Source organism: Bacteroides sp. D1 (genome assembly GCF_000157095.2).
Taxonomy (GTDB): Bacteria; Bacteroidota; Bacteroidia; order Bacteroidales; family Bacteroidaceae; genus Bacteroides; species Bacteroides xylanisolvens.
In genome coordinates, this window is the sequence record NZ_JH114331.1 from 197,492 (window position 1) to 223,178 (window position 25,687).

The 25,687-nt window shown below is 40.9% G+C and carries 17 protein-coding genes; 1 reads left to right on the forward strand and 16 read right to left on the reverse strand.

The window, feature by feature from the left end:
• Positions 1–19: 19 nt before the first annotated feature.
• A complete protein-coding gene (locus BSAG_RS20640) occupies positions 20–3,364 on the reverse strand; it encodes a PL29 family lyase N-terminal domain-containing protein (protein ID WP_008020129.1) in 3,345 nt (1,114 codons plus the stop codon).
• A gap of 301 nt (positions 3,365–3,665) precedes the next feature.
• Between BSAG_RS20640 and BSAG_RS20635 the strand changes: the two genes are divergently transcribed.
• Complete coding sequence (locus tag BSAG_RS20635; protein ID WP_004314081.1) at positions 3,666–4,253, forward strand: RNA polymerase sigma-70 factor; 588 nt, start codon at positions 3,666–3,668, stop codon at positions 4,251–4,253.
• 99 nt (positions 4,254–4,352) lie between these two features.
• Here BSAG_RS20635 and BSAG_RS20630 read toward each other — a convergent pair whose 3' ends face one another.
• From BSAG_RS20630 to BSAG_RS20560, 15 genes are all read right to left on the reverse strand, one after another.
• Entirely contained in the window at positions 4,353–5,696 is a 1,344-nt protein-coding gene (locus tag BSAG_RS20630; RefSeq protein ID WP_004314080.1) for a Gfo/Idh/MocA family oxidoreductase, read from the reverse strand.
• 87 nt (positions 5,697–5,783) lie between these two features.
• The gene (locus BSAG_RS25420; protein WP_004314079.1) at positions 5,784–6,023 is read right to left on the reverse strand and encodes a hypothetical protein; all 240 of its coding nucleotides are present in this window, start codon (positions 6,021–6,023) and stop codon (positions 5,784–5,786) included.
• A gap of 3 nt (positions 6,024–6,026) precedes the next feature.
• A complete protein-coding gene (locus BSAG_RS20620) occupies positions 6,027–7,352 on the reverse strand; it encodes a Gfo/Idh/MocA family protein (RefSeq protein ID WP_008770389.1) in 1,326 nt (441 codons plus the stop codon).
• Between the two features lies 1 nt (position 7,353).
• A complete protein-coding gene (locus tag BSAG_RS20615; protein WP_050427309.1) occupies positions 7,354–8,124 on the reverse strand; it encodes an FAD:protein FMN transferase in 771 nt (256 codons plus the stop codon).
• A gap of 47 nt (positions 8,125–8,171) precedes the next feature.
• Positions 8,172–9,581, reverse strand: coding sequence for a putative oxidoreductase C-terminal domain-containing protein (locus BSAG_RS20610; RefSeq protein WP_004314076.1), 1,410 nt, complete (start codon positions 9,579–9,581; stop codon positions 8,172–8,174).
• 4 nt (positions 9,582–9,585) lie between these two features.
• On the reverse strand, positions 9,586–10,593 hold the full coding sequence (locus BSAG_RS20605; protein WP_008770387.1) for a Gfo/Idh/MocA family protein: 1,008 nt from the start codon (positions 10,591–10,593) through the stop codon (positions 9,586–9,588).
• A 6-nt stretch (positions 10,594–10,599) separates the two neighbouring features.
• On the reverse strand, positions 10,600–11,391 hold the full coding sequence (locus BSAG_RS20600; RefSeq protein ID WP_004305159.1) for a glucosamine-6-phosphate deaminase: 792 nt from the start codon (positions 11,389–11,391) through the stop codon (positions 10,600–10,602).
• On the reverse strand, positions 11,372–12,559 hold the full coding sequence (gene nagA / locus BSAG_RS20595) for an N-acetylglucosamine-6-phosphate deacetylase (RefSeq protein WP_004305156.1): 1,188 nt from the start codon (positions 12,557–12,559) through the stop codon (positions 11,372–11,374). Before nagA ends, BSAG_RS20600 begins: the two co-directional genes overlap by 20 nt.
• 17 nt (positions 12,560–12,576) lie before the next feature.
• Positions 12,577–13,893: a sugar MFS transporter gene (locus BSAG_RS20590; RefSeq protein WP_004314074.1), complete on the reverse strand. Its 1,317-nt coding sequence runs from the start codon at positions 13,891–13,893 to the stop codon at positions 12,577–12,579.
• A gap of 6 nt (positions 13,894–13,899) precedes the next feature.
• Complete coding sequence (locus tag BSAG_RS20585; protein ID WP_004314073.1) at positions 13,900–16,104, reverse strand: beta-glucosidase family protein; 2,205 nt, start codon at positions 16,102–16,104, stop codon at positions 13,900–13,902.
• A gap of 23 nt (positions 16,105–16,127) precedes the next feature.
• A complete protein-coding gene (locus BSAG_RS20580) occupies positions 16,128–17,696 on the reverse strand; it encodes a glycoside hydrolase family 26 protein (protein WP_008997314.1) in 1,569 nt (522 codons plus the stop codon).
• 41 nt (positions 17,697–17,737) lie between these two features.
• A complete protein-coding gene (locus BSAG_RS20575; protein ID WP_004314071.1) occupies positions 17,738–19,435 on the reverse strand; it encodes a DUF5018 domain-containing protein in 1,698 nt (565 codons plus the stop codon).
• A gap of 19 nt (positions 19,436–19,454) precedes the next feature.
• Positions 19,455–21,089, reverse strand: a complete 1,635-nt coding sequence (locus BSAG_RS20570) for a RagB/SusD family nutrient uptake outer membrane protein (RefSeq protein ID WP_004299618.1) — start codon at positions 21,087–21,089, stop codon at positions 19,455–19,457.
• Positions 21,090–21,101: 12 nt separating this feature from the next.
• Complete coding sequence (locus BSAG_RS20565; RefSeq protein ID WP_004299620.1) at positions 21,102–24,251, reverse strand: SusC/RagA family TonB-linked outer membrane protein; 3,150 nt, start codon at positions 24,249–24,251, stop codon at positions 21,102–21,104.
• A gap of 168 nt (positions 24,252–24,419) precedes the next feature.
• Positions 24,420–25,607 carry an alpha/beta hydrolase family protein gene (locus BSAG_RS20560; protein WP_004305145.1) on the reverse strand — a complete coding sequence of 396 codons (1,188 nt, stop codon included), beginning with the start codon at positions 25,605–25,607 and terminating at the stop codon, positions 24,420–24,422.
• Between the last annotated feature and the right edge of the window lie 80 nt (positions 25,608–25,687).

A 25,687-nucleotide genomic window follows, 5' to 3' on the forward strand; every position in this document is an offset into this window, starting at 1 on the left:
TTAACATTCGTTTGATTCATTATTCGAGTACTCTGACATGCAGATAGTTCATACAACTTCTCTCACCTTTCGTATCCGACACGTGATTGATTACTTTTCCGATACCATTCTCATAAGTCCACATTACTGTAGAGCCTCCCCCATCGAAACGGATTACATCATATAATCCCAACTTTTTGCAAACACGGTAAGCTTCGTAGAAATCAAGTCCTCTGTCACTATCTGTCCTTCCGTCTACACAGAAAATAACAATCTTTGATTTATCCTGTGTCATACCGAGATTGGTGGTCGGGTTGATTGTCTCTGCATCTTCTTTTTTAGGAGGTGCAGAGTATACGCCATTATATACATAGCGGTACATACTGGAGTTGTGTACTTTGATTGGATTAGTAGAACTGCCTATTTTAAGTTCGGCACTGATTTGTACTTTATCACCGGTTTTTAGGTTTTGAACTAGTTCGTCAGCTTTGTCTCCTGTTACTTGCAGTACCCATTCATTTTTATCTGTTACGTATGGGGCTTCTACTGTAGTGCCTCGTCCGTCAATGATTTTAGTAATTGTGGCTTCAAAATCACCAGAGTTAACCTTTAGCGGTTGGTTGTTCTTGCCGATGATAAATAGGGCTTTAGTTCCTATCGGGTTAGTTAATCCGGGATGGGGCTCTTTTACATACCTGAAGGTGTACAAGTTTGCATCGTATGATGGTTTTCCACTCAAACGGACAATAGTATCATTGACTGAATAATATTCATATTCCTTGGTACCAACTTTCAGTTTGCCTGTGAAATCTCTTTTTTCGAAGCTAACCGTACGGTTGTCAAAGAAGGTGAATCCCCAAACATGATTAGTTAAGATAGAACGTACATACGGGTTATTGATGAATACCGGTTCTCCTTCTTCAATATGCATTCCTCTGGGGAAGCCGTCATGTGAATTGAAGAAGCCGGTATTTATACCTACAATAATGTTTCTTCCTTCATCTCTTCGTCTGGTACAAGTCTCCGATAAGGTTTCACGGAGGACTTTACCATTATTTGAATTATTATTACCATTCGGGTTTGGGCAAATTTCGTCTGCCATGACTGTCTCGAATGTAACTTTGGGGTTGTTCATGTCAATTTCAATAGCATAGATATTTTGATTGAAATTGGTAAAGGAGTAGTGTTTGTACACAATACCTGATGCCAGTTCACGGTCCTCGGTCACCTGCCAGTCATAGTATGCCTCATCCTGATTAGAGAAATTATTGGCTTCTTTGGAGAAAGCTCCGTGACGGACAGCGTTGCTGTAAGTTGCTCCCGGAGTATCTTCTGGATTATTTTTGTAAATACTGTAATCTCCAACTTTACCTCCGATATGACAATCCGTGATATAGTCCGTACCGTTTTTGGTGCCACTATAACCACAGGCCCATCCGGCACCATGTTTGTTGGCTCCATCAGCAGTTGCATCGGACAAGATGATTCCATTGTTTGTACACGATTGAACAAATCCGGCATTGTGTCCGACAAATCCACCTGCACGACTTCCGTTTTGGGAATAGACATTTCCGTTGTTAATACAATTTTTGAGGTATTTATCTGTATTTATACCTCCTGCAAGTCCGCCGATGCGTTTCACATTATATCGTTTGGAAGTTGAAGCAAAAACACCATTCACGTCATCTTGAATGACTCCTTCGTTAGTGCTGTTTTCAATAATTCCTTCCTGTAGAGTTCCTGCAATTCCACCACCACGCCCGGAAGGTGCACTGATATTTCCTTTGTTGATTGCGTAGCCGATATAAGCCTCATCATTTTCTATATATCCCGCAATACCTCCTTGGTTGAAAGCTGAATAGGCACCGGAAGCAGTGTTGACTATGTTGCTGCACGTCAGGTTACCTTCGTTGCTGCAACCGTTTGCTTGTGTTGTGTCGCCTATTTTATTTCCGTATAATACACCTGCTAAACCTCCCATTCGAACACCTACATTAGCAGCGTCTGTTCCTTCAAAAGATAGATTTATTTGGTTGGTACATGCCAGTATGCTTCCCTCACAATAGCCTACTAAGCCGCCAATAGCAGCTCCTTGCGGAGCTTTACCTGTAATGGTGGCATTACCCGAAATCACTAAATTCCTGATGACACCGGAACTGCCGAGTGCATTGAATAATCCATGGGCAATATTGCCGTCTTCAAGATTATATGTAAAAGTCAGATTAATAACTGAATGTCCTTTACCATCAAATACATCGTTAAAGGTTTGCTCGCCGATTGTATAAACCACTTTTGTATTGGCGTTGGTCGTATTGCTTGTTACATTACTTCCTGCACCGCTCGTCAACGTGATATCTTTCATATCAATATCGTTCAACAGAATAACATTTCCTTCCGTATCTTTGAATTTACGCAAACTACTTCCACTGGTCACAGCATCTATAAATGCTTTGAAGTCTGTTGCAGTAGCAATGCCTCCGTTTTCAATGATAGGCAAAGTGAAGCGCATCGGTTTGATCAGTACGTTATCTTCAGTGTCATAAAGCATAATCATTGTTACCCCTTCTTCGAAATCATCAGCGAAGGTGACGACCAATGTTTTATTACTACTATTTAACCTGGCTTCTAATCCATCGTCGTTGCGTGTGATGAGCATCAATGCTTGTGCTGCCTTTTTCCCAATGATATTATAATTTAAGGTAAGGTTTTTTGTTCCTTCCTCTATAATAATAGGAGAAATGGCAGTCTGATCTGCATTTTTAAACTCCACATTAAATAGTGTAAAGGTATTGACCGATAGAGTTTCTCCGTTGCCTAGAGTAATTGAAGCAGTTCCGTTATCGTTCATTTCCACTTTAGTAATAAGTGAAGTTGTTTTTCCTTCAGCTTTAATCGGCTTTTGGTTGCTGTCTAGAATTTGCCGGCCGTTAATAATCCAATATCCATTCTCATCCACTCGTATTTGAGGGGCGCTACCTGATACCGGTATTTTTTGTTTGTTGGCATCCAGCAGGAAAGTCGTTTGACCTTTGGTGGTAGTAGTCCAATAATATGTTCCGGCTTCTTCTTGTATTCCGATAATCGGACTGGAAACCATTTGGTCAGTGGTAGCAATGGTGAAACTATGCTCAATATTGTCACTTCCTTTATAAGAAATGACATAACCACCGTTAGCAGCTTCTGTGACAGAGGTGATGGCTCCTCCTTTCACAATCTGGCTCAACGCATTCGCTTGCAGTTGTAAACTGTTTAGCTTCTCTTTCAGTTGATCGAGATCTTTGTAGATTCCATCAATGTCCTTCCAGGCAGCCGAGTCATCATAGTCATCGGTGCAACTGCCAATCACGGGCATGAGTAGCAGGAATAAAAGTAGAAAATTTCTCATGTTCTTTAAATAAATTGATTCAATGGTTAATAGCGCGCTATGTGTGATTCGTTTCTATAATGAAGAACACATCATCTAACGGGGGTACGTAATCGGATTTGAACTTTTTTTTTTAATCATCACTATTTTCAATAAGACTTGAATTTTTCATATTAATTTCATAGTTTTGTCACCAGAAGTATGCTACTCCCTGTTTATTTCTCCCTTACATATTACAATATGATGTGATTTTAAATATGGCTTGGTATATCTTCTATATTATTTATAGCTTTGTTGACTAGAATCTTTTTTAGAAAAAACGATGAATAAAACTGATTTATCTTCTGCTACTGAAGAGCAACTGTTGTTACAGCGGTTGAGAGAAGGGGACATGGGGAGCTATGAAACCTTGTTTCATCGTTATTATCCTACCTTTTTTGCTTTTGCCAAAGGTATGCTGAAAGATGCAGGGGCAGCGGAAGATATTATTCAGAATGTGTTTATGAAAATCTGGATACACCGTGAGGCGCTGGACGAAACAATGTCAATCAAAAACTATATTTATGTACTCTCCAAACGTGAAGTCTTTAATCATCTTCGGGCCAAATACAATACTCATGTAGTGTTAACGGAAGACATGATGACATTGGAGCGACCTTCAAGTATAGATGAACCGACTACAGACTATCGTGAATTGCGAGAGGCAGTACAAAGTGTGATTAACACGATGCCACCTAAACGCCGGAGTGTGTTTTGCCTTAGTCGCTTTAAATCTCTGACTAATCAGGAGATTGCAGATAAACTCGGTATTTCCATTCGTACTGTCGAGAAACATATAGAACTGGCTCTCCGTACTTTTAAGGAACAATTAGGGAGCTTCTTTGCTCTTTTTGTAGGGTGGCTTCTTTAGATGGAGAGAAGGAAGTGTGATGATAATGGGTGGATTTTATAGTAGAAAGAGATATGTCGTATACATGACATATCTCTGATAATTTAATGAGAAGTTGATTTAAACCCGTATTTCCCAACCTTTTTCGTACTCTCTTCCCCAAAGTTTATTGGCTTCCAAATCGTTGAGAATTCGTCCGCTTCCCGGATCAATCTGTAATGAATGTCCAACACGTTGGGCAATGTTACCTAATTGTACTAACTGGGTACTGATACAGGCATCTACAATTCCGGAATTTAACTTTGTTCCTTTACGAATGGCATCAAACCAGTTTCGGAAGTGGAAGGCATCCAACTTTTCGGATGGATTCAACAGATTTCCGGTCTCAAATTTTAAATCACTTTTTACCTCTTTAATCGTTTTACCTTTTATATCTGCAATTTTATATTCATTGCCACCGCCAATGAAGAGAGTTCCGGTTTCTCCATAAAATGCGGTTCCTACTCCATATCCGTCTACCGGCATCGTATTACAACTACGTCCTTCCCATGAAAAAGATGCTTCGTCGCCAAATTGGAAGGTGATGAGTTGTGTGTCAGGAGTTTGCCAGTCGTCCTGAAAACGATACCGACCTCCGATAGAATCAACCTTTGTAGGATAATCTACACCCAATCCCCAGCGGAGTATATCAACAAAGTGAGTTCCATTGTTGAGCGCTTCACCTGTTCCCCAATTCCAGAACCAATGCCAGTTATAATGGATGAAATTATCTTTGAAATCAGCAACACGTGGGGCAGGACCTTGCCATAAATCCCAATCCAGATAATCAGGTACAGGTACAACTTTCCCTGTTCCAATGGAAGGGCGATTATTGACATACCAAGATTTGGCATATCTCACTTTTCCGATAGAACCGGATTTGATTTCTTCCATAGCTTTAATTACATTGGGAAAGGAGCGGCGTTGGTTACCCACTTGAACAATTCGGTTATATTTCAAAGCGGCTCGAATCAGCATTTCATTTTCTGCCGGATTATGACTGGTCGGTTTTTCCAGATAAACATGTTTTCCGGCCTGCATAGCCATAATGGCTGCTTTGGCATGCCAATGGTCAGGGGTAGCAATCACCACTGCTTCAAAATCGTTCGACTCTAACATCTTACGAATGTCTTTTTCTCCTTTGGGAGTACGTCCGGTAATTTTGTGGATAGCAGCCTGACATTTTTCTAATGCTCTTGAGTCCACATCACAAATGTAAGTTACTTCACAATCTGGAAGTTTGGCAAATCCTTGCGCCAGGGCCTTACCTCTCGAATTCACTCCAATGACTCCGATACGTATTTTTTCGTTAGCTCCCAGAATATCTTGATAACGGCTTGAACCGAATCCTGGAAGTATGCTTCCTAATGAAAGTGCAGCTGTACCTGCTACTGTTTTTTTGATAAAATCTCTTCTTGTTGTCATAGTATCTATTTTTCTCCAAAATTAGGTTGTTATTAGAATATGTGAATGAGCTTTTCCGTCAATTCTCCTTCAAAAAACGTAAATCTCTTATTTTTTTCTTCGGAAAAGGTGACTCAAGAATATCAAGATTCCTCGGGGAATCCATAATATAAGATAGATGAAAAAATTAATCACGATGACATACCCGATTTGGGATATTATTTCAATCCATGGGCGGGAATAGATAATGATTGCAATTACATTGATGATAAATGCAAGCAGGAAACTTAGAAGAAAGATATTCCTTTCTTGTTTCAACTTTTTTGAGGTGATAATAATATCTTTCATAGTTTAGAATTTCATATAGGGTATTTTATATTCGTCGGGGAAGAGGATATGGCGTTGTTCATTCATTGCTTGATTCCCAAGTAAGCAAAGGACCGTAGAACAATAAGCCTCTTCTACTACATTCTGTGCTTTCTCTCCAGTGATACAAGATTGGCAGAAAGAGGATAGAATGATATCCGATCCGTCTTTGTCTGCTCCGATCATACTTAAACCACTGTTAACGTGAATATCTCCGTCAATGATGAAATGTGGAGTGTATTCCATTTTCGTTTCCGGTCGCCAGCTGGGGCCTGCCGTTGGGATGGCGGCAAAAACTTTGTCTTTTACCTGATCGATTAATTGGCGGATACCCGAAGTAGAATGATCTTCTTCCAGGTAATAAATACCTTTAGCCATTTCCATTGTACCTTTGTGACCTAGAATCTGGTCTTCCATACCATTGAACTTATTGGAAATCAAAGATTCATAGGCAATCTTGGTTCCATCGGAATATCGGTAAGTCACATTTACACTATCGTATACTTCACGACCGTCTTTCCAGTAAACAATATCACCCATCCCCATGATACTTACCGGCATTCTTTTAGCTGCCCAGTTACATACTTCTAATTGATGGCAAGCTAGTTCAGTCATTAGTCCGCCCGAACTGTCTTTATATAATCTCCAATTGATTTTGCGCTCCAATTCCGGTGAAGGAACAGGACGACGCCAGTCTGCATTTCTGAACCAATGACAGCGCATTCCTACCACATCTCCGATCAGTCCGGAATGAATCATTTGCATCCCTTTGATATACTTCTCGTCATACATTCGTTGCATACAAAAGTAGAGTACTTTTTCAGACTGGTTGTAAGTGTCATAGATAGCCTTGCACTCGTCAAGGGTGCGTGCCATTGCTTTTTCACAGAAGACATGTTTGCCGGCAGCTAATGCGTCCAACACAATAGGTGCGTGCCAGTTTAGTGGTGTGGATATGATGACTCCATCGATGTCTTTCGATTCCAGCAACTTACGGTAATCTGTATAGGATTTGGCATCCGGGCAAAGCTCCAATGCTTGCTGAAGATTGGGAGCATAATTGTCACACACGGCTACAATTTGTGCATGAGGTATTTCCTTGAGGTTATGGATGTGGTATTGCCCTCTGGAACCTGTGCCAATTAAAGCAATCCGTGCTTTTTCATGTTTAATCTCTTTCAATTTTTCGGGGGTACAAGAGGTAAGCCAGGGAGTGGTAGCTAATAAAGCGGTTCCTCCGGCAACATATCCCAGACTTTTTATAAATTGTCTGAGCCCTAAGTCTACTCCTTCTTTTTTATTGTCTTTCATGTTATAAATCATATAGGGTTGCTTGTATATTTTTAAAATTCTCTGTGAGTAATTGTTGCTGTTCTTTATTCGCAATCATCCATACGGTACTTAGAATTTCAGCCTCTAACGGATCTGTAGATATGATAGAGCTTGCTTTTCGTTGTTCATTAAATAAACCCGTAAGCGGATTCATAATGTGTCCGGTATATTGCAGCGTATTACCGGAAGTGGATAATGCTGTATTTTGAAGGTTGAACTCATTTAAAAGAGACAGATTATAAGGATTCAGAAAACTTACTCTCCAACTGTCTCCATAAGGATGATGTCCCATGCCCAAAATGGAGCTATTACCGAAATTGACAAATGCATGGTTGATGTTTTCTTGTTCTATGAGTTCTTTGATTTTCTTCAAAGCATACCCTTTGGCAAAGCCTCCGAAATCGAGTGAAATAGTGGAAGATGCAAAGGAAATGCGTTGATGGTCGTGAATTTGTATTTTGGAGAAATCTTTTAATGTAATGTCAAATAGATGAAAGGTGTTTTCGTAATAATATTGGCAAAGTTGCAATATTTCCTCCAGTTCTTTGCTAATTTGAATATAACTTTGCAAAGCATGTTTATTAATTCCGGAGACCTCACTGTGGGGATCAAAACGGTTCAAGATCTTATCCAAACGTTCCAGCTCGTTGATGATATGGCACCAAAGTCCGTTTAAACGTTCTGCATCAGAATGAATAAGCAATATATCGAATCGTGTCCCCATGATATGAGGAATGAAGCCATGAAACATGGCTTCATCTTTATAATATTTACATCCTGTCTCTAACACCTATTGTCTTATTTATTTTCTTTCTTTGCCATTTCTACAGCAGTTGTAGTAATGTAATATTTGGTTAATGTATTTTCGTTTTCCCATTCCGGGATGTTTTTGTTACGTATATAATGCAGGAAAGCTTTTGCTACTTTACTGAAGTGCTCTTCATGTCCTAGTCTGTATTCCTGTGGTATATCAATAAGATAAATCCAGTTACTTTTATTTTTGACGGATAAGAACGGATAGCTTTCTTGAAGTTGTTCTATCGTCTTTTGCAATTGAGTCTCAAAAGTATGGCTGTCAATGTTTGGCTTTTTCTGAATATACAATTCTTTCACAAAACCATTCTTCTCATTTTGAACGATTTTTAAAGTTGCTTTGCTACCTTTTTTGATAGAAGTAAACGTATCTCCTCCATGAACTGGTGGCATATAATTCCATGTGACTTTCATTCCCATACAAATTCCTTTGACGGTGTAGTTGAGACTTCCGTTTGCCATAACTTCCAATACATCATTTTTTATGTATTGATTCAGATAAATAGGGAAAGAGTCTGTTTGCGTTGATTGGCTGAACTCTGCCAATGTGATTGGGGTTGGCCAGTGTTTGGCCGAAAGTACTTTGACATCCGATTGATAATGAATTGCTTCATCTGGAAAACATTGCCAGTTGATAAGATCTATCAAATGTGTTGTTACATCTGCAATTCCTTCTCCTTGTTGTGCTATATCATAGTACCATGCAGGACGGACCAGCGGTTTACCGGAAACCTTTTTAAAGAAATGATGTACGCTTTCCATTATTACAGAAGGGTTGTCCGGTGAGCCTTTTTGTAATTCTCCAAATAATTCTGTTTGATGTAAGAGCTCTTTTTCTATGATGTTGAGAATATCATATCGCTCCGTCATCAAATCATATAAAAGGAGCCCCTTTTGTTGTGCTAGCTGATAAGCCTCTGTCAATAATTGGAAGTCCTGTGAGTTAATAGCCAGTGGCTTATCTGCAAGAACATTATATCCGGCTTTGATAGATTCTATAATATATCGTGTCTTCTTCTGATTATTTCCAGCCAGAATTACGACATCACCTTTATGATCTGAAAGCATTTTCTGGAGATAATCTTCGCCTGTATATACTTGTTTCTTCCATGTGGTGGGAGACTTTGGCCGATGGTTGTAAGAATCTATACTTTCCAGGTATTGATTGACGCCTATTCCTTCAGGAGCGTATATCCGGATGGTATCATTAATAACAGCTAATGCATCTTTCTGAAGCAGACTGGCATGGAAATGTCCTGGATCAAGAACGACTACTTCTATTTTACATGAATCATTGGCTTCCGCCTTATTCATAGTCTGTTTCTTGGAGAAAGAACATGAAGAAACTATAACTAAGATTGATATAAGCCCGATTCCTTTATATATAAATTTCATTTTCTTATTTATTATAGGTTTTGATTAATTTCCGGGCGTCTTTCCATCCTTTTTGGTAAGCTTCTTCCAATGTGACAATTCTTCCATTCTCTTCTTTACTCATATTGGATGCTTTCATGAAAGTGAATATTTCAATTGTTTCTTCTCTGGAGATAGGAGAGATTCCTGTTTGAAAGTATTTAAGAATCTGTTCAAGAAGCGCTTTATAACCTTGGTAACCTCCTGCGGCTACTGCTCCTTTTGAAGTATAGGCAGTTCCACCATAAATTTGCGGTCCTTTTATAATCGCTCTGAAAGTTCCGATTCTACCATCTTTCCATCGTCCTACTACTACATCCCCTCTATCTGAAGACATCCGGTTGACTGATTCGCATCCTGTTCCCATAATTGTGTATAATGTTTCTACTCCATGAATGCCATAGAAACCGAAATCCGGATGCGTTGGCTCCACTTTGTGAGGAGAATAACAATCGGCTCCAAGGATTTTGCCAAATTCTCCATTTCTTAATTTCTGGTTTTGAGGAGTAAATCTAAGAGCAGAAGAGGAAAAAACAGGTGCATTGTATTTTTCTGCCATTTCATAAATAGCGATTGCATCTCCTAAAGTAGCTCCGACAGGTTTGTCAATATAGCATATCTTACCTGATTTGAATACCTCGACGGCTTGTTCCAAATGTAGTCTGCCGTCATTGGTTTCCAAAAGGACACAGTCTACTTTTTCCAGTAAATCTGCTATTGATGAGGTGATTTCCACGCCATTTGCTTTGACCTTTTCAATGTATCCGGGGATTCGTTCGTAACTGGATTGAATAGTCTTTGAACCGTACGGATACGCTGCTACTACCCTAAAACCTTTGGAAAAGGTCTCATCCGAACCACTATTAATCAATTCGGTGAAAGCGGTGGAATGGGATGTGTCCAGACCAATAATTCCGATTCGCATAACTTTTTGTGCGTGTATACTGAAGCTGATAGCCAGTAGTATAAGAAGAAGTGAGATTCTGTTTTTCATAATCCTTTATAAATTAATTCTTTCTGCACTTTCCGGGTCCAAATATAACGAAGAATTTTCTTTTCTTCGCAATATGCTGGCCGGACATTTTTCTGAAACTTCACCATAAACAGTCTGATAGACTGCTTGAGCTTTATTTTTGAACGGGACGATACAAAACATCCATTCAGCTTTTAGCAAAGCCGGTATCGTGAGTGTTAAAGCTTCTTTGGGTACTAAGTCTAGTGTCTTGAAGCATTTTTCATTGACTTGCTGTTGGCGACATATTGGGTCCAGTTCAACTACTTTCACAAGTTTGGGATCATTAAAGTCTGCTACATCCGGATCATTGAAAGCAATATGCCCATTTTCTCCAATTCCCAAACAAACGATGTCAACCGGATGCTTAGTCAGCAAGTCTGCATATCGCTGACATTCCTCTTCAAGGTTTTCCGCCAGACCATTCAGATAGTTGACTTTCTTGAAAGGAACTTTGTCAAAGATACGAATTCTAAGGAAATGTCCAAAACTTTGTGGGGCTTCCGGATGTATACCGATGTATTCATCCATATGAAAAGCGTTTATTCTGGTCCAGTCGATGCGTTTGTCATGAATCAGATGACTCAAAAACTCATTTTGTGAGGGGGCAGCGGCGAAAATCATGTTTATTTCCGGTTTGCTTTCCAATAAGCGACAAATTTGGTCGCCGACTTCTTTTGCGGCTACACTGCCCATCTCTTGAATGGACGGGAAAATTCGAACTGTTAATTGTTCCTGCTGAAAAACTTTGGTCTTAGTTTCATTTAGTATAGATAACATGGCCTTTTAATATTGTATTATTTATATTTATTTGATTATCAAAAATGACTATGTCGGCATCCTTACCGATTTCTAAAGAACCTTTTTCTTTGTCAATATGAAGAATACGGGCGGGCGTCAGGGTCATCATACGGACGGCGTCAATGAGAGGAACACCGGCTAAATATATCATGGTTCGAACCAGTCGGTCGGTTGTTGCAACACTACCGGCAAAAGCTTTCCGATCCGGCATTTTGGCCACTCCGTCTTCGATAATGACTTTCTGACCGTTGTTGAGGCTACCTAATATCGATTCACCGTCCGGCATACCCGCTCCTCTCATGGCATCAGTGCAGAGGGCTGTTTTATCAACTCCTTTGAACTTGTATACGAATTGGAGCAGGGGTTTCGGAAGATGTATGCCATCGGCAATAATCTCCACTGTCATATCTTCAATCAAGTAGGCGGCTTCTACTACTCCGGCATAGCGGAAAGCATTTTTGCGGGTCACTGATGACATGGCCGAATAAAGGTGGGTCACATGTGTATAACCTGCTGTAAAGGCTTTCTCAACTTCTTCATAAATCGCGTCGGTATGAGCGATGGAGGGCAGAATATGATGTTGTTGCAGAGTTTGCCCTAGTGCTAGAGCACCCTCCAACTCTGGAGCTACGCTCCAACGGATAATATCTTTTGAGGCTTCCAGAATGGCATTATATTCTTCTGCTTGCGGCTTTTTCAGGAAGTTCGGGTCTTGCGCACCACATTGTTTCGGTGAAAAGTAAGGTCCTTCCAAATGTAAACCGATAAACTGCGAACCATTGATATTCATTTCTTTGGCTTTCCGATATACGGTAAACGTCGTCATTAACTCCTCGTTAGTGCTGGTAAGTGTGGTGGGAACCATTGCGGTAGTACCATACTTGGCATGTGTCTCGGCCACTCCGAGAAAAGCTTCGATAGTACCATCCATGAAGTCATGTCCTCCTCCTCCGTGGATATGCATGTCGATGAATCCTGGTGAAACATAATTCTGACGGGCGTCTATTACCTTGTCACCGACGAGCGGCTGATAGCTTCCATTGGGAATAATCTGCTCAATTTTTCCATTTTCGCATATCAATGTTTGCCCCATTTTTATGCCTGTTGGTAGAATGAGTTTTCCATTTGTTATGATGAGTCTTTCCATATTATTTTGTTTTTAATTTATTTCCAGGAGTCTATTTTATGACCTTTAACTGCAAAGAAAACCAAATATAAAAAACAGGGAATCAATACCCAATAACCGAAACGCAGACTATACATATCTGCCAGATGACCATATATCAGAGGCAGAATGGCATTGCCACATAATCCCATGATAAGAAGAGAGGAACCGGTTTTGGTGAATTTCCCCAGTTCATGAATGGAAAGTGGCCAGATACCTGCGTAGATTAAAGCATTCGGGAAACCCAATGCATTCAGAAAGAAAATGGAGGCATTGGCATGATGACCGAACAGAGTTACTTCAAAATCTGCAAATACAACTCCGAATGAAAGGAGTAATCCGATGATGGTACAACCTATAAGTGCATTTTTTTGTGAAACATATTTGGGTATTAACAGGATCCCCAGGAGGTAACCAATCATAGTACAGGCCAATGTATATGAGGGAAATGTTTTAGCTTCGAGCAGGTCCATACCCATCGAATTGGCATAATTGATGATTGTATCAATTGCGATAACCTGTGTTCCTACATGAAGAAATATAGCCACTGCTCCCAAGATAAGGTAGGGAAAGTCGAAAATACTTTTTCTGGTGTGATGGTGGCTACCTGTATCTTCTGTGCTGTTTTCTTCGTCTGTATTGATTTCAGGCAGAATGGAGTAACGGATACCGATACCGGTAAGCAGTAAAATAACGCCTAGAACAGCATAAGGCACAATGACGCGTTGTATTAATTCGTCAAGCATAGCGTTCTTTGTGACTATGTCTAAAGTCCCCGATTCTATAGTGGCAAAAAGCTCCTTGTCGGTAACATTTAATATCAATGCTGCAAATATGAGCGGTGAGACGATACCTGCGAATTTATTGCATATTCCCATAATACTGATTCGTCTGGCGGCACTATCAATAGGACCGATAATAGTGACATAAGGATTAGCGGCAGTTTGCAATATGGCTAATCCGGTGCCGATGGAAAATAGACCGGCCAGGAATATCTCGAATTGACGGGCTAATGCTGCCGGAACAAATAAGAAAGCTCCTAAGGCGGTAAGCATAAAACCATACATAATACCTCGCTTGAATCCCACTTTCTTGAGAAGTACTCCCGAGGGGATAGCCATTACAAAGTAGGCGATATAAAATGCAAAGGCGACAAAGTAGGATTCGAAATGTGTCAGTTCACAGGATATGCGGAAGTATGGAATCAGTATGGCATTGACCCACGACACAAATCCGAAGATAAAGAACATCCCTGCCAGAATTGCAATTGATATGTAGTATGTCTTTTTGCTGCTTATAAGGTTATTGTTTCCCATGTGTTTTTATTTTTTCAGTTCGAAATTTTTCTGTAATTTGATGTCCCGTGACGATGCGCCTATTAATACAGTAAACATACCCGGTTCGTCTTTCCAGTGTTTACTTTCGGTATCGTAGTATTGTAAGGCGCGGCGCGGTAACTTGATAGTGACTTGTTTGGATTCACCCGGTTTTAAGCCAACCTTAGTGAACCCTTTTAATTCTTTAAACGGGCGTTCTACAGAACATTTGTTTTGATGCAAATATAACTGTGCAATTTCCTGGCCATATCGTTTTCCTGTGTTAGTAATGGTGAATGATACGGCAAACTCTGTGTCCGATTCTTTCCATACAGGTTTCATCTTTATGTCTGAATAAGTAAAAGTGGTATAGGATAATCCATAACCGAATTCAAATTGGGGGACTACACGGTAAGTATCGAAGTAGCGGTAGCCGACCATAAGCCCTTCTTTGAAACGGACGGTGTCGTTTATACCCGGATATTCTCCAAATACGTGATCGGGCATATCTTCCAGACACTTACACCAGGTAGTAGTCAGTTTTCCTGAAGGATTGACTTCTCCAAACAATGTACGTGCCAGTGCATTTCCTCCTTCCATCCCTAGAAAACTGCAATACAGTAATGCCGTAGCATCATTATACCATTCTCCTATCTCGACGGGGCCACCGGAGATTAGTACCACTACAGTGTTGGGATTAACCTCCAGGATACCTTTTAATAATCTGTCCTGTTGGTAGGGAAGCTTTAAATTCGGCTTATCATACCCTTCACAGTCAGAACCATGTTCGTGGGAGGTTCCACCTATATAGATAACCAATTCTGCTTGGGCAGCTGTATTGATTGCTTTCTTATATAGCTCTTCATCGGATTTATCAAATTCGTTCGTGAACCAATGGCCAACCTTATATGCCTTTTTATTTAATTGATAACCGGGTGCATATTCGATCCGGGCTTTTCCATCTAAAAGATTTTGTAGCCCTTCCAAAGGAGTGACTTCATATTTAGCTTTGAGTTTTGTACTGCCACCTCCTGCTGCAAATACTTCGGTTGCATTTGCGCCAATCACTGCGACATTCTTGTATTGTGCCGGGTCTAGTGGTAGCATATCTTTGGAATTCTTCAATAATACCAATGATTCCTCCGCTATTTTTCTGGCAGCCTTGGTATGAATTGGCATTGCAAGTTTGGCTGCCATGCCTGTGGTGTCATAAGGAGCTTGTCCTATTAAATCAAGTCGAATCATCAATTTCAGAATATTACGTACTTTTTTGTTGACGGCTTCTTCCGGAATCTCTCCATTACGTACTTTCTTCAATAAAGGATCGGCTAAATAATATTTATTGAAAGCATATTTCCCATTTTCTTTGATGCTTGTTCCCATTTCGACATCCATACCACACAGAGCTGTTCGCTCTGTGTTATGGACTGCATTCCAGTCTGATACGACTAATCCGTCAAATCCTAGTTCATCACGAAGTAAAGTATCAAGAAGATAAGGACTTTCCGTACACCACAACCCTCGAACCTTGTTATATGCCGCCATGGCTGCCATGGCTCCACCTCGTTGTATGGCAGCTTCAAAAGCCGGAAGATAAATTTCGTGTAAGGTGCGTTCGTCTACTTCTACACTCACTTTGTACTGGTTGTATGCCTGGCTATTCAGAGCAAAATGCTTCACACAAGAGGCTACTCCCTGTGACTGTACTCCTTGTATATATGGAACAGCCAGTTCACCGGAGAAGAAAGGATCCTCACTGAAATATTCCCAATTACGTCCATTGAGTAAGGAACGGTGAATGTTGACTCCCGGAGCCAGGCTCACATGCTTACCGCGTGCTTTACATTCAGCTCCAAGAACTTCTCCATATAGCTGTGCCAGATCACGGTTCCAAGTAGATGCTAAGGCGCTTAATGCAGGTAGATAGCTACATGCGTCGTTATCCCATCGGGCGGATTCCCACCCATTGGCTACTCCCTCAAATCTTACTCCGTGAGGTCCGTCGGAGTAGTGCAGGTCGGGGATGCCAAGCCTTGGAACACCGGTACTTGAAAACATCGTGTTACTGTGCAACATTCCAATTTTCTCTTCCAAAGTCATTTGTGATAATAAACTTTCTATCTGTTTATCAGTACTTGCTACTTTATTACCAGTCAGGCAGGAGGAGAATATAATCAGAATCAGCCAGCTATATGGAGTCAGTCTTTTCATACTAGAATACTTGTTGTCTTTGATTATTTTGAGTTATTTTTTCTTGTTTCAATTTCACTGTACACAGCATCCGGGATCAGATCAAGCCAGTAAGGATCCTGGACGAGTTCCTTGTACAGTTCAAGTGCCAGAGGGTCACTTTGCAGACGGCGGTCACCATTCTCTGCATTTTCGTGATTCTCCCATACGACGGCCTTGACACGTGGCTCTTCATCCTTCAGCTTAAACCATTCTCTTACCCATCTCTGGTGGTCGCATGTACTGGAGTATCCTCCTTCACTAATCATGATAGGCTTGTCTGCCGATACCTGCTTGATGCCTTGCATCAGCGTGAGCGGATATCTTCTATCTTCCGGATAAGTAGCACTAAGCGATGGTGGATAACAGCTTACTCCCAGCCAATCTACATACATATCTCCTGGATAATAGTTTTTCATTGCGTTTGCTTCCGTACCCGGCATGCTTACACTGTTAGGTGACCATACGAAGACATTGTAGGCAGTGACACCCAACTGTTCTGCAATGTTATACATACGTCTCCAAGCCTTGACATAGTTTGTGGGATCTCCGTAATACGGAGTCCAGCTTCCATTCATTTCATTGGCTGGTCTGAACCAGATAGGTCCCATGTCACGTACTTTTTGGGCAGCCACTTCGGCGAAGTATGATTTGTGAAAATCGTCGAGTTCGCCATTTGCCATTTGTTGGGTGGGAATGACGGGCAGCCATCCGTAAAGGAAGAATCGGTATTTGCCCTGATAGTTTTTTCCCCAGTATTTCTCACGTACTGTTTGCATTTCGCTGAAATTTCGTCCCGGTTCCATATTCTGATACCATAAGATCATAGATAGTTGCTTTCCCACCAATTTTTCAAATAAGGCAACGGCACACTGGTCAGTACTTCCTTCGCGGTCTTCCGGATCGAATCCGTATAATGGTGGGAATGCTCCATGATAACACCCTTTTTCGGGGACGTACTTCATGTCATTATGAAATTCTCCCATTACCTTGATTTCGTCGATGAGCATCATCATACTGGTGGAAGCTGAAGATTTGAGAGTCGCTTTCACATATCTGCATGCTACATTACTAAAGTCTGTTTTTCCCCAAGCATCCGACTTTCCGTTGCTGTCGGAATAGGTAATTGGTGAGGCTGCTTTTTCCCATTGGCTTTTGTCCTTGCTGGTTGATACTTCTATTTGAGCAGGGAATACAATTTGTGATGTCGGATCGGAAATAGCATGTACTGATACTTCTGTGATACTGCGTAATGATCCCAAATCAATTATAACTTCTACAGTTTGTGCATCCCAACCGACTCCTCTGTTTTTAGTCGAGAGGGTACCGGTCTCCTCATCCGTCAGTTTGGTGCCGGATGTCCAGGGATCGAGAGGGGCTTTATCAGCATAGGCACTGTTGGCTACAACATTCATTTTATAGAATTTGCCTGCCGCCACATTAATAATGCTTTGTTCATTTGGATCTTTGGGCTTATTGGGATCAAAAGTAACTTCCCACGATCTCGTTTCTTCTGCATTGCAAGCGTATATGAGTATTGCAACTGCTATTAACCATAAATTTTTTAATTTCATATTTAGTGGTATATTGTAAGGTTGATTACTGGTTGTTTGTATTACATATCAATACAGTCATATTGGTAGCAGGCGATGCCTCCATTAGAGAATACGAGATAAACGTATAGATAATAACCATTTTGGGCAACTTTAAATACGACATCTCCGGTTCCTTCGGTGTTTTGACCGGAATTCTCGAGACCTCCATATATCTTGTCCGGACATACTACTATTTGGTTGTCGAACGAGCCGCTACTAAGATCATACATACGGACAGCATCAGAACCAGTTACGGCATAGTTGAAACTATTTACATGATTGTAAATGACATAAGGTACTTTGTTGAACACGGCATAGTCTACAGCATTGATAATTGTGTTACCCGGAGCACCTGTATTTGCCGCTTTTATGCTGTTGTCTGTTCCTTTAAACCAGTAGAAATAGCGTTTGGCAGAAGTGTCTGTGACATGGCTGGCCAAGAAATAGTCACTTTGAGTGTCAGTGTCATCAGCATAAATCACATCCGCCCATTTAATCCAGTTTGAAGTCAGTAGAGAGGAACTCATAATGACAAATTCCGGACTTTGTGATTGTAAAGTACCATTTATGACACGCCAGCGGGCGAATTGCACTTTACTATCCTTTTGGAATACTGGAGTTGTGATAAGGGCATTGGCATCCAAATCTCCTTGGATAGAGATCTTCCAACCAAATCTTATATTAGTGCCAGTTTTATATTCAATATATTTCTGTGGTTTCTCATTCACTCCATTAGCTTTCCATACGGTGAAAGTACCTCCTGATGGAGTATAGCTGCAGAATAAAATATTATTTCCCCGATCTGCTGTTGCATGGAAGTTTGAATTGTCACCGGCAAATTGGCTGATATCCATAGAACCTGCTATTTCTCCGGTCTGGCTATTTAAGTAAATGGCACGATCATTGGCACGTTCGTTGATGACAACATATTTGTCGACTACTGCAAGTCCGGTTACTTTACCCGGTAGCAGAATACCGCTTATTTCAGATAGTCTTTTAGACCATAATAGCTTACCGCTTCCTTGGCGAATACCTGCAACAGTTTTTTGCGGAATATCTTTTTTTACCGTATATGTTGCTTTATCTATGCCATTCTGTGCTGTGACGACGATGGTCTGTTCTTGTTCATAGTCTAGTGCTTCTGTTTCGGGGTTGGGACTGCATGTTGCTCCATGTGAGATATCAATGTTAGCTATCTGCTCCCCTACATTATCTATGGTTACTAATGAAATTGTTTTTTCGTTTTCATTAATGACTCCCAATAGCCCTATGGCAGGAATATCGAATTTGGTGATGCTACATTCGTTGCTCTTACGGATTTCACCTATTACTTTGAATTCGGTACTAGTCCCGGAAGTCTGATCTTTCACTGTGATATAGTTGTCTTGGGTAAGATCCATATAAAGTAATGGTGGAGTTACACTGACATTATTCGCTAAACTGGCACTCAATCTTACCCGTTTTAGTGCAGAGGTCGGCAATACATTATCCGACAATTTGGGATAATTGTATGGGAAAACAAATGTGATTGAATGATTGGTATAATCTATCTCACCTTTGAAACTATTTTCGCTGCTGTCATCGTTCGGAAACGATGCAGTGATGCTGTTGATACCTTCGCGTTGAATGTCAGAACCCAACTCTTCAGGACTGTGACAACTAGTTACTCCCCATAGAAGAACTAATGCCTGGATGATTGATATAATTTTGTTTTTCATTGTTCTAAGAGTTTTATTGTTATTTCCATTCATCATATTGCTCAATCAATGAGTTATTCTTCAATTCTTCAGACGGTACAGGAAGGACATATAATTTCTTTATAAACTTGCGGTCCTGCCCGTCGCAATCAACATATTCGTATGTATTGGTAGCGCCAATGATTTTGAAGCCATGTGTGCGATAGTTGTTGTATTCAATATGGGCTAATTCCCAACGACGCATATCCCAGAATAAATGACCTTCATAGGCTAGTTCAACCTTTCTTTCATTTCTGTAATCTTTGAACCAAGCCTCGCCTGTAGAGGATTTACCCGGTAAATTCACTTTTACTCTGGCGCGTACCTCATTCATTGCACTTTGGGCTTCCCCGATCTTATTGAGTCGATAAGCTGCTTCTGCTTTGTTCAATAAAACTTCTGCATAGCGAATTTCAACCCACGGTTGGGCGCTTTTCCCATTTTTGACGTCTGTCAGCGTTTCATCTAACAATTTCCTTAAAAAATAACCGGTTGTGGTTTTGCCGTATGAAGTACCCTGTTCCCGGTAAGGCATAAACACACCATTCTTTCCGTCAAGGCTGCAATCCATCTTTTTCCCTTTCCAGGTACATCCTCTATAGATTACAGTTGCGGCGAAGCGAGGTTCCAGTTGGTCGTATGGAGGAGTTTCATCAGTAATGCCATGCCAGGGTGTCCAGTCTATCTTTTCTCCATTTTTGCTTTCATAACATTCTACCATTTCCTGGGTAGGAGTTCCTGTTGAACCATTGTCATAACCATCACATTGTGGTACATAATATCGGTCGAAAAGATGATTAGGCCCGTTGGCAGCATCATAATCAAACTCCAGAATCGCTTCTTTATTATTCCCTTTCCATGCATCTTCATATTTGTCCGTCAGACCATATAATTTGAGTGCAATTACATTATTAGCAGCATCATAGGCATCCTGCCAACGTTTGGCATATAACATTGCTCTCGATTTCAGTGCATAGGCTGCTCCTTTGGTGATACGCCCTTTATTTGCCGCATCCCATTCCTTGGGTAAATTATTGGCTGCAAAATCAAGATCGTCGGCTATGAATTGCCAGGTTTCTTCAGCACTGCTGCGGGCTTTATTAGTTGATACCGGCAGATCGTCATACAAGATGACACCTCCATGCCTTTTGGCTAACTGGAAATATACAAATGCACGGAAAAAGCGTACTTGAGCTTCCCAAAGCTTATTTCTGTCTGCTGAAAATTCGGAATATTTTCTTTGTAGAGATAGAAATTGGTTTGTTTCTCGGATCTGTTTGTATGCTGTTGAACGTAGCCAGATACTGTATAGACAGTTATCCGGAGAGATAGCATCCGGTGTTAGTACATAAAGATTAGGATGGCCGGCTCTGTGTCCCAGCGTATATGAACCATACTTAAATGCGTCAGTCAGACTTTCTGTAAAACTTCCGTAGAATTGGGCCTCCCCAAATTGACCGTAATCATGCAGGAGGGGATAGAAACTATTCACATATTTGTCAACCTGGGTTTCATCTTGCCAGATGATTTCATCACTAACGGTAGTCGTTTGTTTTACTTCATCCAGCCAGTCGTTGCACGAACTTAAAGTCAGCAACATAAAGAAGAGTGATATATTAATACATAACTTTTTCATATAGCGTATATTTTAGAATGTGATTTTAGCTCCAAGTGTATAAGTCCTTTGTTGCGGATAATATCCATTGTTTACAGCTGGAGATTCCGGGTCGATGTTGTACTTGGACACAGCGCTGAAAGTCAGAAGGTTGTATCCCTCAACATAGAGGCGAAGAGCTTCCACTCCCAATGGACTCAACCATTTTTTAGGGAAATTGTATCCTATTTGCGCTGTTTTTATTCTCAAATAGTTTCCGTTACGATACCAGAATGTGGAGGCCAGCCCGTTATTCAAACTTCTCGGATTGATTTCCAGACAAGGGAACTCTGCATTTGTATTTTCGGGTGTCCAGGAGTTTGCCACCAGATAGACTGGTGCATTGCCATTCTGATAGAATGGACGCGTGAAGGCCGTAGCGCTTTGGATTCCGGATGAACCGGTTGCCGTATATACTCCGGTTAATGCAACATCGCTGCCAAGCCCCCATGATGCCAAAATATCAAAATCGAATCCTTTCCAGTTACCAAATAAATTGAAAGAACCTGTGTGGGTCGGTCTTGAGCTTTTACCTACATACCCCTGATCTTGATTGACGGTTATAATACCGTCTCCATTTCTATCCATATACTTGATATATCCGGGATAAGCCGGTCGGTCGGGCATGGTAGCGGAGTTGGCTATCTCTTCCTCACTCTGGAACAATCCTTGGGCAATGAATCCCATTTTCGAACCGATTTGCTTTCCGGTCAGTCGTCTGTATTCCGGTGTGTTTTCAGAGTCACCTGCATATTTGAGCCACCTTCCGTATGCGTATGACCAGATTAATTTGGCTCCATAGCTGAAACTTCCGATTCTGTTCTGATGTGTAAAGGTGACATCAAAACCCTTATAATCTGCTTTATTAACGTTGGCAGTTGAAAAATAATAGCCTCCCATAGAAGGAGTGTGCGAACCGGTTACAGAAGATAATTTGTCATATTCATATTTATAAAAAGCATCCAGTTCCATTCCTAATAATCCATTCCATAAAGTTACATCTATTCCGATATTATAGTTGAGGCATTGCGCCCATGTCAAATTGGGATTTCCCAATACGGACGGATAGATAGCTGTTTGACTGGCTCCGCCTATTACTACAGAATTGGGGGATGTGCTCATCGTATTTCTCCATTGGAAAGGCTGGATACCGCTGGTTGCAGTTTTTCCAATACCTGCTCTTAATTTCAGATTGTCTACCCAAGTAGCATGAAACCATTTTTCATTATTGATTCTCCAGGCAAGAGAGAGACCGGGCAGGGTGACCCAGCGTTTGTTCATACCACCAAACAGATAACTACCATCGTGGCGTAGTGAAGCCTCCAAATAATATTTGTCAGCGTAATTGTAGTTCAAACGACCTACAAAACCGGCTACACGTGTCTGGCTGCTGCTACCCGAAGGTATAGCAGGTTGCTCTTTCCCCTCTTTGGTGAATCCTGTGATTTGGTTCAACTCATCCAACTGAATGAAATCTAATCCGGTTCCCGTTACACCGAGATTGTTGCTATTACGTTCCCGTGTTTCGGCCAGCAATAATACTCCGATCGAGTGATCTCCAAATTTGTTATCATATGTGATACTGGTTTGCGTAGTGAACTCTTGGGCGCGTGATGCCGATTCGGATAATATAGGTGTATCTTTCAAAACACTGTAGTCCTTATGGTAGGTGAGTGTGGTAGTGGCTGCATTAGGTAAATCCATAATCATGACTTCATTCGGCTTGGTCAACTGTTTAGTCATCCCATGAACTAAGTCGTACGCTCCCTGGAATTTTAAACTTAATCCTTTAAGCCAAGGTGTGTCGTATTTCAGACTGAAATTAGACTGCATATATGATTGGTTGGACCTGTTATATCCTGAATCGTATATGGATGCGATAGGAGCTACTGGAGAACCGGAAGTCGGGGTTGAAACATCGTATATTTTCCCATTATATTCATAAGTGTCCTGTACGTATGGCAAAGCATAGCATACCTGTTGGGGAATATTCATCCAATCATCCGGATCGGCAGAAAATTTGGGAGCATCCCGTTTTTCTATACGCCCCGAAACACCTAATGACAGACTAAGTCCTTTAGCCAGCTGTGCGTCGATATTAGAACGAAGATTCATTCGACGGTATTTGAACTTATCTATATTTCCTTTTTCCTCCAGATAACCGATAGATGTGAAGAAACGAATCTTTTCACTTCCTCCTGATGCTGAAATATTATGATGTTGGCGAACACCGGTTCCATATACTTTATCGTACCAATTGGTATTTCCCCATCCGTCGACACCCTCGCGCATTTTGCGCACCATGTCGACAGTAAACACTTCCGTATCACCTTGTAGAAGACGGGCTTTATTGTACCAATAAGCATATCCCGGTCCGTCGAGCCATTCTTGTTCTTCTGCATTCTGGCTGATGCCCACAGTACCTGTATAGCTAATGGTGACTTTATCTGTTTGTCCCTTTTTGGTTGTGACAATGAATGCTCCATTTGCGTCCAGACCATAAACGGCTACGGCTGATGCATCCTTTAATACAGACACAGATTCTATTTCATTCGGATCGAGTCCGTTGAAGTCACTTGCGCTTCTTCTGATGCCGTCAATAACATAGATAATACCACTTTGCCCGCGTATGGATAAGGAGGCATTATCCGCACCGGGTTGTCCACTGGCTTGTACGGCGGAAATACCGGCAACACGTGCACCGATGATATTACTGATTCCCATGGTTGGGGCTTTAAGGATTTCTTTATCGGAGACAGTAGATATGGCGGCGGTCAGACTACCGCGCTTTTGAGTTCCATAGCCTACCACTACGATTTCATCCAGCGAGGAAACATCTTCTTTAAGAGTGATATTGATATTCGTCTTATTACCTACTTTGACTTCCTGGCTGACCATTCCGATATAGGAGAATACCAATACGTCATTCTTATGGGCATTAATGCTATATTTGCCGTCAACATTTGTAATGGTACCGACATTCGTTGCACCCTTGACAGCTACAGATACGCCAGGTAATGGTTCATCATTACCATCTTTCACAAACCCTTTTATTACTTCTTGTGCAAGACAATCGAGAGTGCACATTAAAAGAGTAATAAACAACGAGGTTACTAACCTTGGATTCCATCTGATTTTCTTCATTGCATGATAAGTTTTTAAATATTAGATCGTCGATTTGAAATTTTAATTTCTAACAATAGTCTCTTTAGACCGGTTAACTAGTTAATGATACAAAAGTATTCTGTTTCAAAGATATGTGCGGTGGCAAAAACGAAAAACTATCTTCAAAAAACGAAGAATAATGCATCGTTAATCTTCTTTTGGCGTTTTTCTTTTTAAGAACCATTCGAAGAACTTATATATAGTTTCGTTTGATTCGGGAGTAGGATCATGTTTGGGCCTGTTCGTCATTGCCACTCGATGATGATAACCCAAAAGTCGGTTGACTGCGACAGAGTGATTTAATGGAATCCATCTGTCTACATTATCAGAATAACCTCCTGATACGAGAAATGGGCGAGGAGCCAATAAAGAATGGAGTTCATGTAAATCATGCCCCTCTTTACATAGTCTGGCATAGACACTTGTTGAAGAGTTATTGCCGTTGTTGCTCCAGATTTTTTTCCAGGGTGGAGGATAATACCCCAAGTACCAAGGTTCCCAATAATTGATATAATTATCTTTGGTTTCATCAAAGACGATACCCGGATCACTCCAGGCGGTGCAGGCAAACTTTTCATATAAACAAGAAGCAAACATAGCCCATTTAGCACCGTAAGAGTGTCCCATGATACCAATTCGGGTAGAGTCGACACTTTCGACTCTGGCTAATACTTCCCATGCATTGGCTGCCGCATAAGCAAGTACTGAAAGAGGTTGCATAGTGGAGTTGTTAATAGTCGGGTAATAGAGAGAGTAAGTCTTATCTTTGGTGGTCTGTCTAGTTCCTAATGAGAGAGTAACGAATCCTCTTTTGGTTAATTGGTAGGCGAAATCTCTATTAGCTTTTCCTCCCCATCCGATAGCTGTTTCCGGTTCGTAGAATACTGTGATAACGGCAGGATGTTTTCCTTTCTTATTTGGTTCCAGTAAATAGCCGTAAGTCTGTTCCAGAGGAGTCCAATAAAAACGCACTAAATGTTGTTTGAAATCTTCGCGTTCTGTGGTTTTTATAATCTCCAGTTTTTGATTGGTGATGATAGCCGGCCAATGACCGATCAGGTTCAACCATTTGTCTTTTATTTCTTTTCTTCGTTTTAGCCAGTCGTCTGCGTTTTTGACTGTATCTCCATTGTAAAATAAAAGAGGGTTGCGGTAAGTTCCAAATTTCTCCTGATACAGTGGTGGTGGGGTAAAGTAGGCGGATAGCTTCTCCCAGTTTCTTTTTGTTTGGTTAATCTCTAATCTTTTGCACCCCATTATTGAGGTGATCCCCAAACAAATAATAATAGGATAGATAATCGTTCTTGTTTTTCCTCTTATGGTATGTCTTTGCATAGTATTAATATCTAAAATGTATTTCGAAAGGTATGAAAACAAAGGTAGGTCATTCTCATGAATGATCTTAATGTCAAAAC

Bases quoted from the DNA above. Each gene is read 5' to 3' on its own strand.
- BSAG_RS20640 (WP_008020129.1), bottom strand. From the start codon at position 3,364: ATGAGAAATTTTCTACTTTTATTCCTGCTACTCATGCCCGTGATTGGC.
- BSAG_RS20635 (WP_004314081.1), top strand. From the start codon at position 3,666: ATGAATAAAACTGATTTATCTTCTGCTACTGAAGAGCAACTGTTGTTA.
- BSAG_RS20630 (WP_004314080.1), bottom strand. From the start codon at position 5,696: ATGACAACAAGAAGAGATTTTATCAAAAAAACAGTAGCAGGTACAGCT.
- BSAG_RS25420 (WP_004314079.1), bottom strand. From the start codon at position 6,023: ATGAAAGATATTATTATCACCTCAAAAAAGTTGAAACAAGAAAGGAAT.
- BSAG_RS20620 (WP_008770389.1), bottom strand. From the start codon at position 7,352: ATGAAAGACAATAAAAAAGAAGGAGTAGACTTAGGGCTCAGACAATTT.
- BSAG_RS20615 (WP_050427309.1), bottom strand. From the start codon at position 8,124: ATGTTTCATGGCTTCATTCCTCATATCATGGGGACACGATTCGATATA.
- BSAG_RS20610 (WP_004314076.1), bottom strand. From the start codon at position 9,581: ATGAAATTTATATATAAAGGAATCGGGCTTATATCAATCTTAGTTATA.
- BSAG_RS20605 (WP_008770387.1), bottom strand. From the start codon at position 10,593: ATGAAAAACAGAATCTCACTTCTTCTTATACTACTGGCTATCAGCTTC.
- BSAG_RS20600 (WP_004305159.1), bottom strand. From the start codon at position 11,391: ATGTTATCTATACTAAATGAAACTAAGACCAAAGTTTTTCAGCAGGAA.
- nagA (WP_004305156.1), bottom strand. From the start codon at position 12,559: ATGGAAAGACTCATCATAACAAATGGAAAACTCATTCTACCAACAGGC.
- BSAG_RS20590 (WP_004314074.1), bottom strand. From the start codon at position 13,893: ATGGGAAACAATAACCTTATAAGCAGCAAAAAGACATACTACATATCA.
- BSAG_RS20585 (WP_004314073.1), bottom strand. From the start codon at position 16,104: ATGAAAAGACTGACTCCATATAGCTGGCTGATTCTGATTATATTCTCC.
- BSAG_RS20580 (WP_008997314.1), bottom strand. From the start codon at position 17,696: ATGAAATTAAAAAATTTATGGTTAATAGCAGTTGCAATACTCATATAC.
- BSAG_RS20575 (WP_004314071.1), bottom strand. From the start codon at position 19,435: ATGAAAAACAAAATTATATCAATCATCCAGGCATTAGTTCTTCTATGG.
- BSAG_RS20570 (WP_004299618.1), bottom strand. From the start codon at position 21,089: ATGAAAAAGTTATGTATTAATATATCACTCTTCTTTATGTTGCTGACT.
- BSAG_RS20565 (WP_004299620.1), bottom strand. From the start codon at position 24,251: ATGAAGAAAATCAGATGGAATCCAAGGTTAGTAACCTCGTTGTTTATT.
- BSAG_RS20560 (WP_004305145.1), bottom strand. From the start codon at position 25,607: ATGCAAAGACATACCATAAGAGGAAAAACAAGAACGATTATCTATCCT.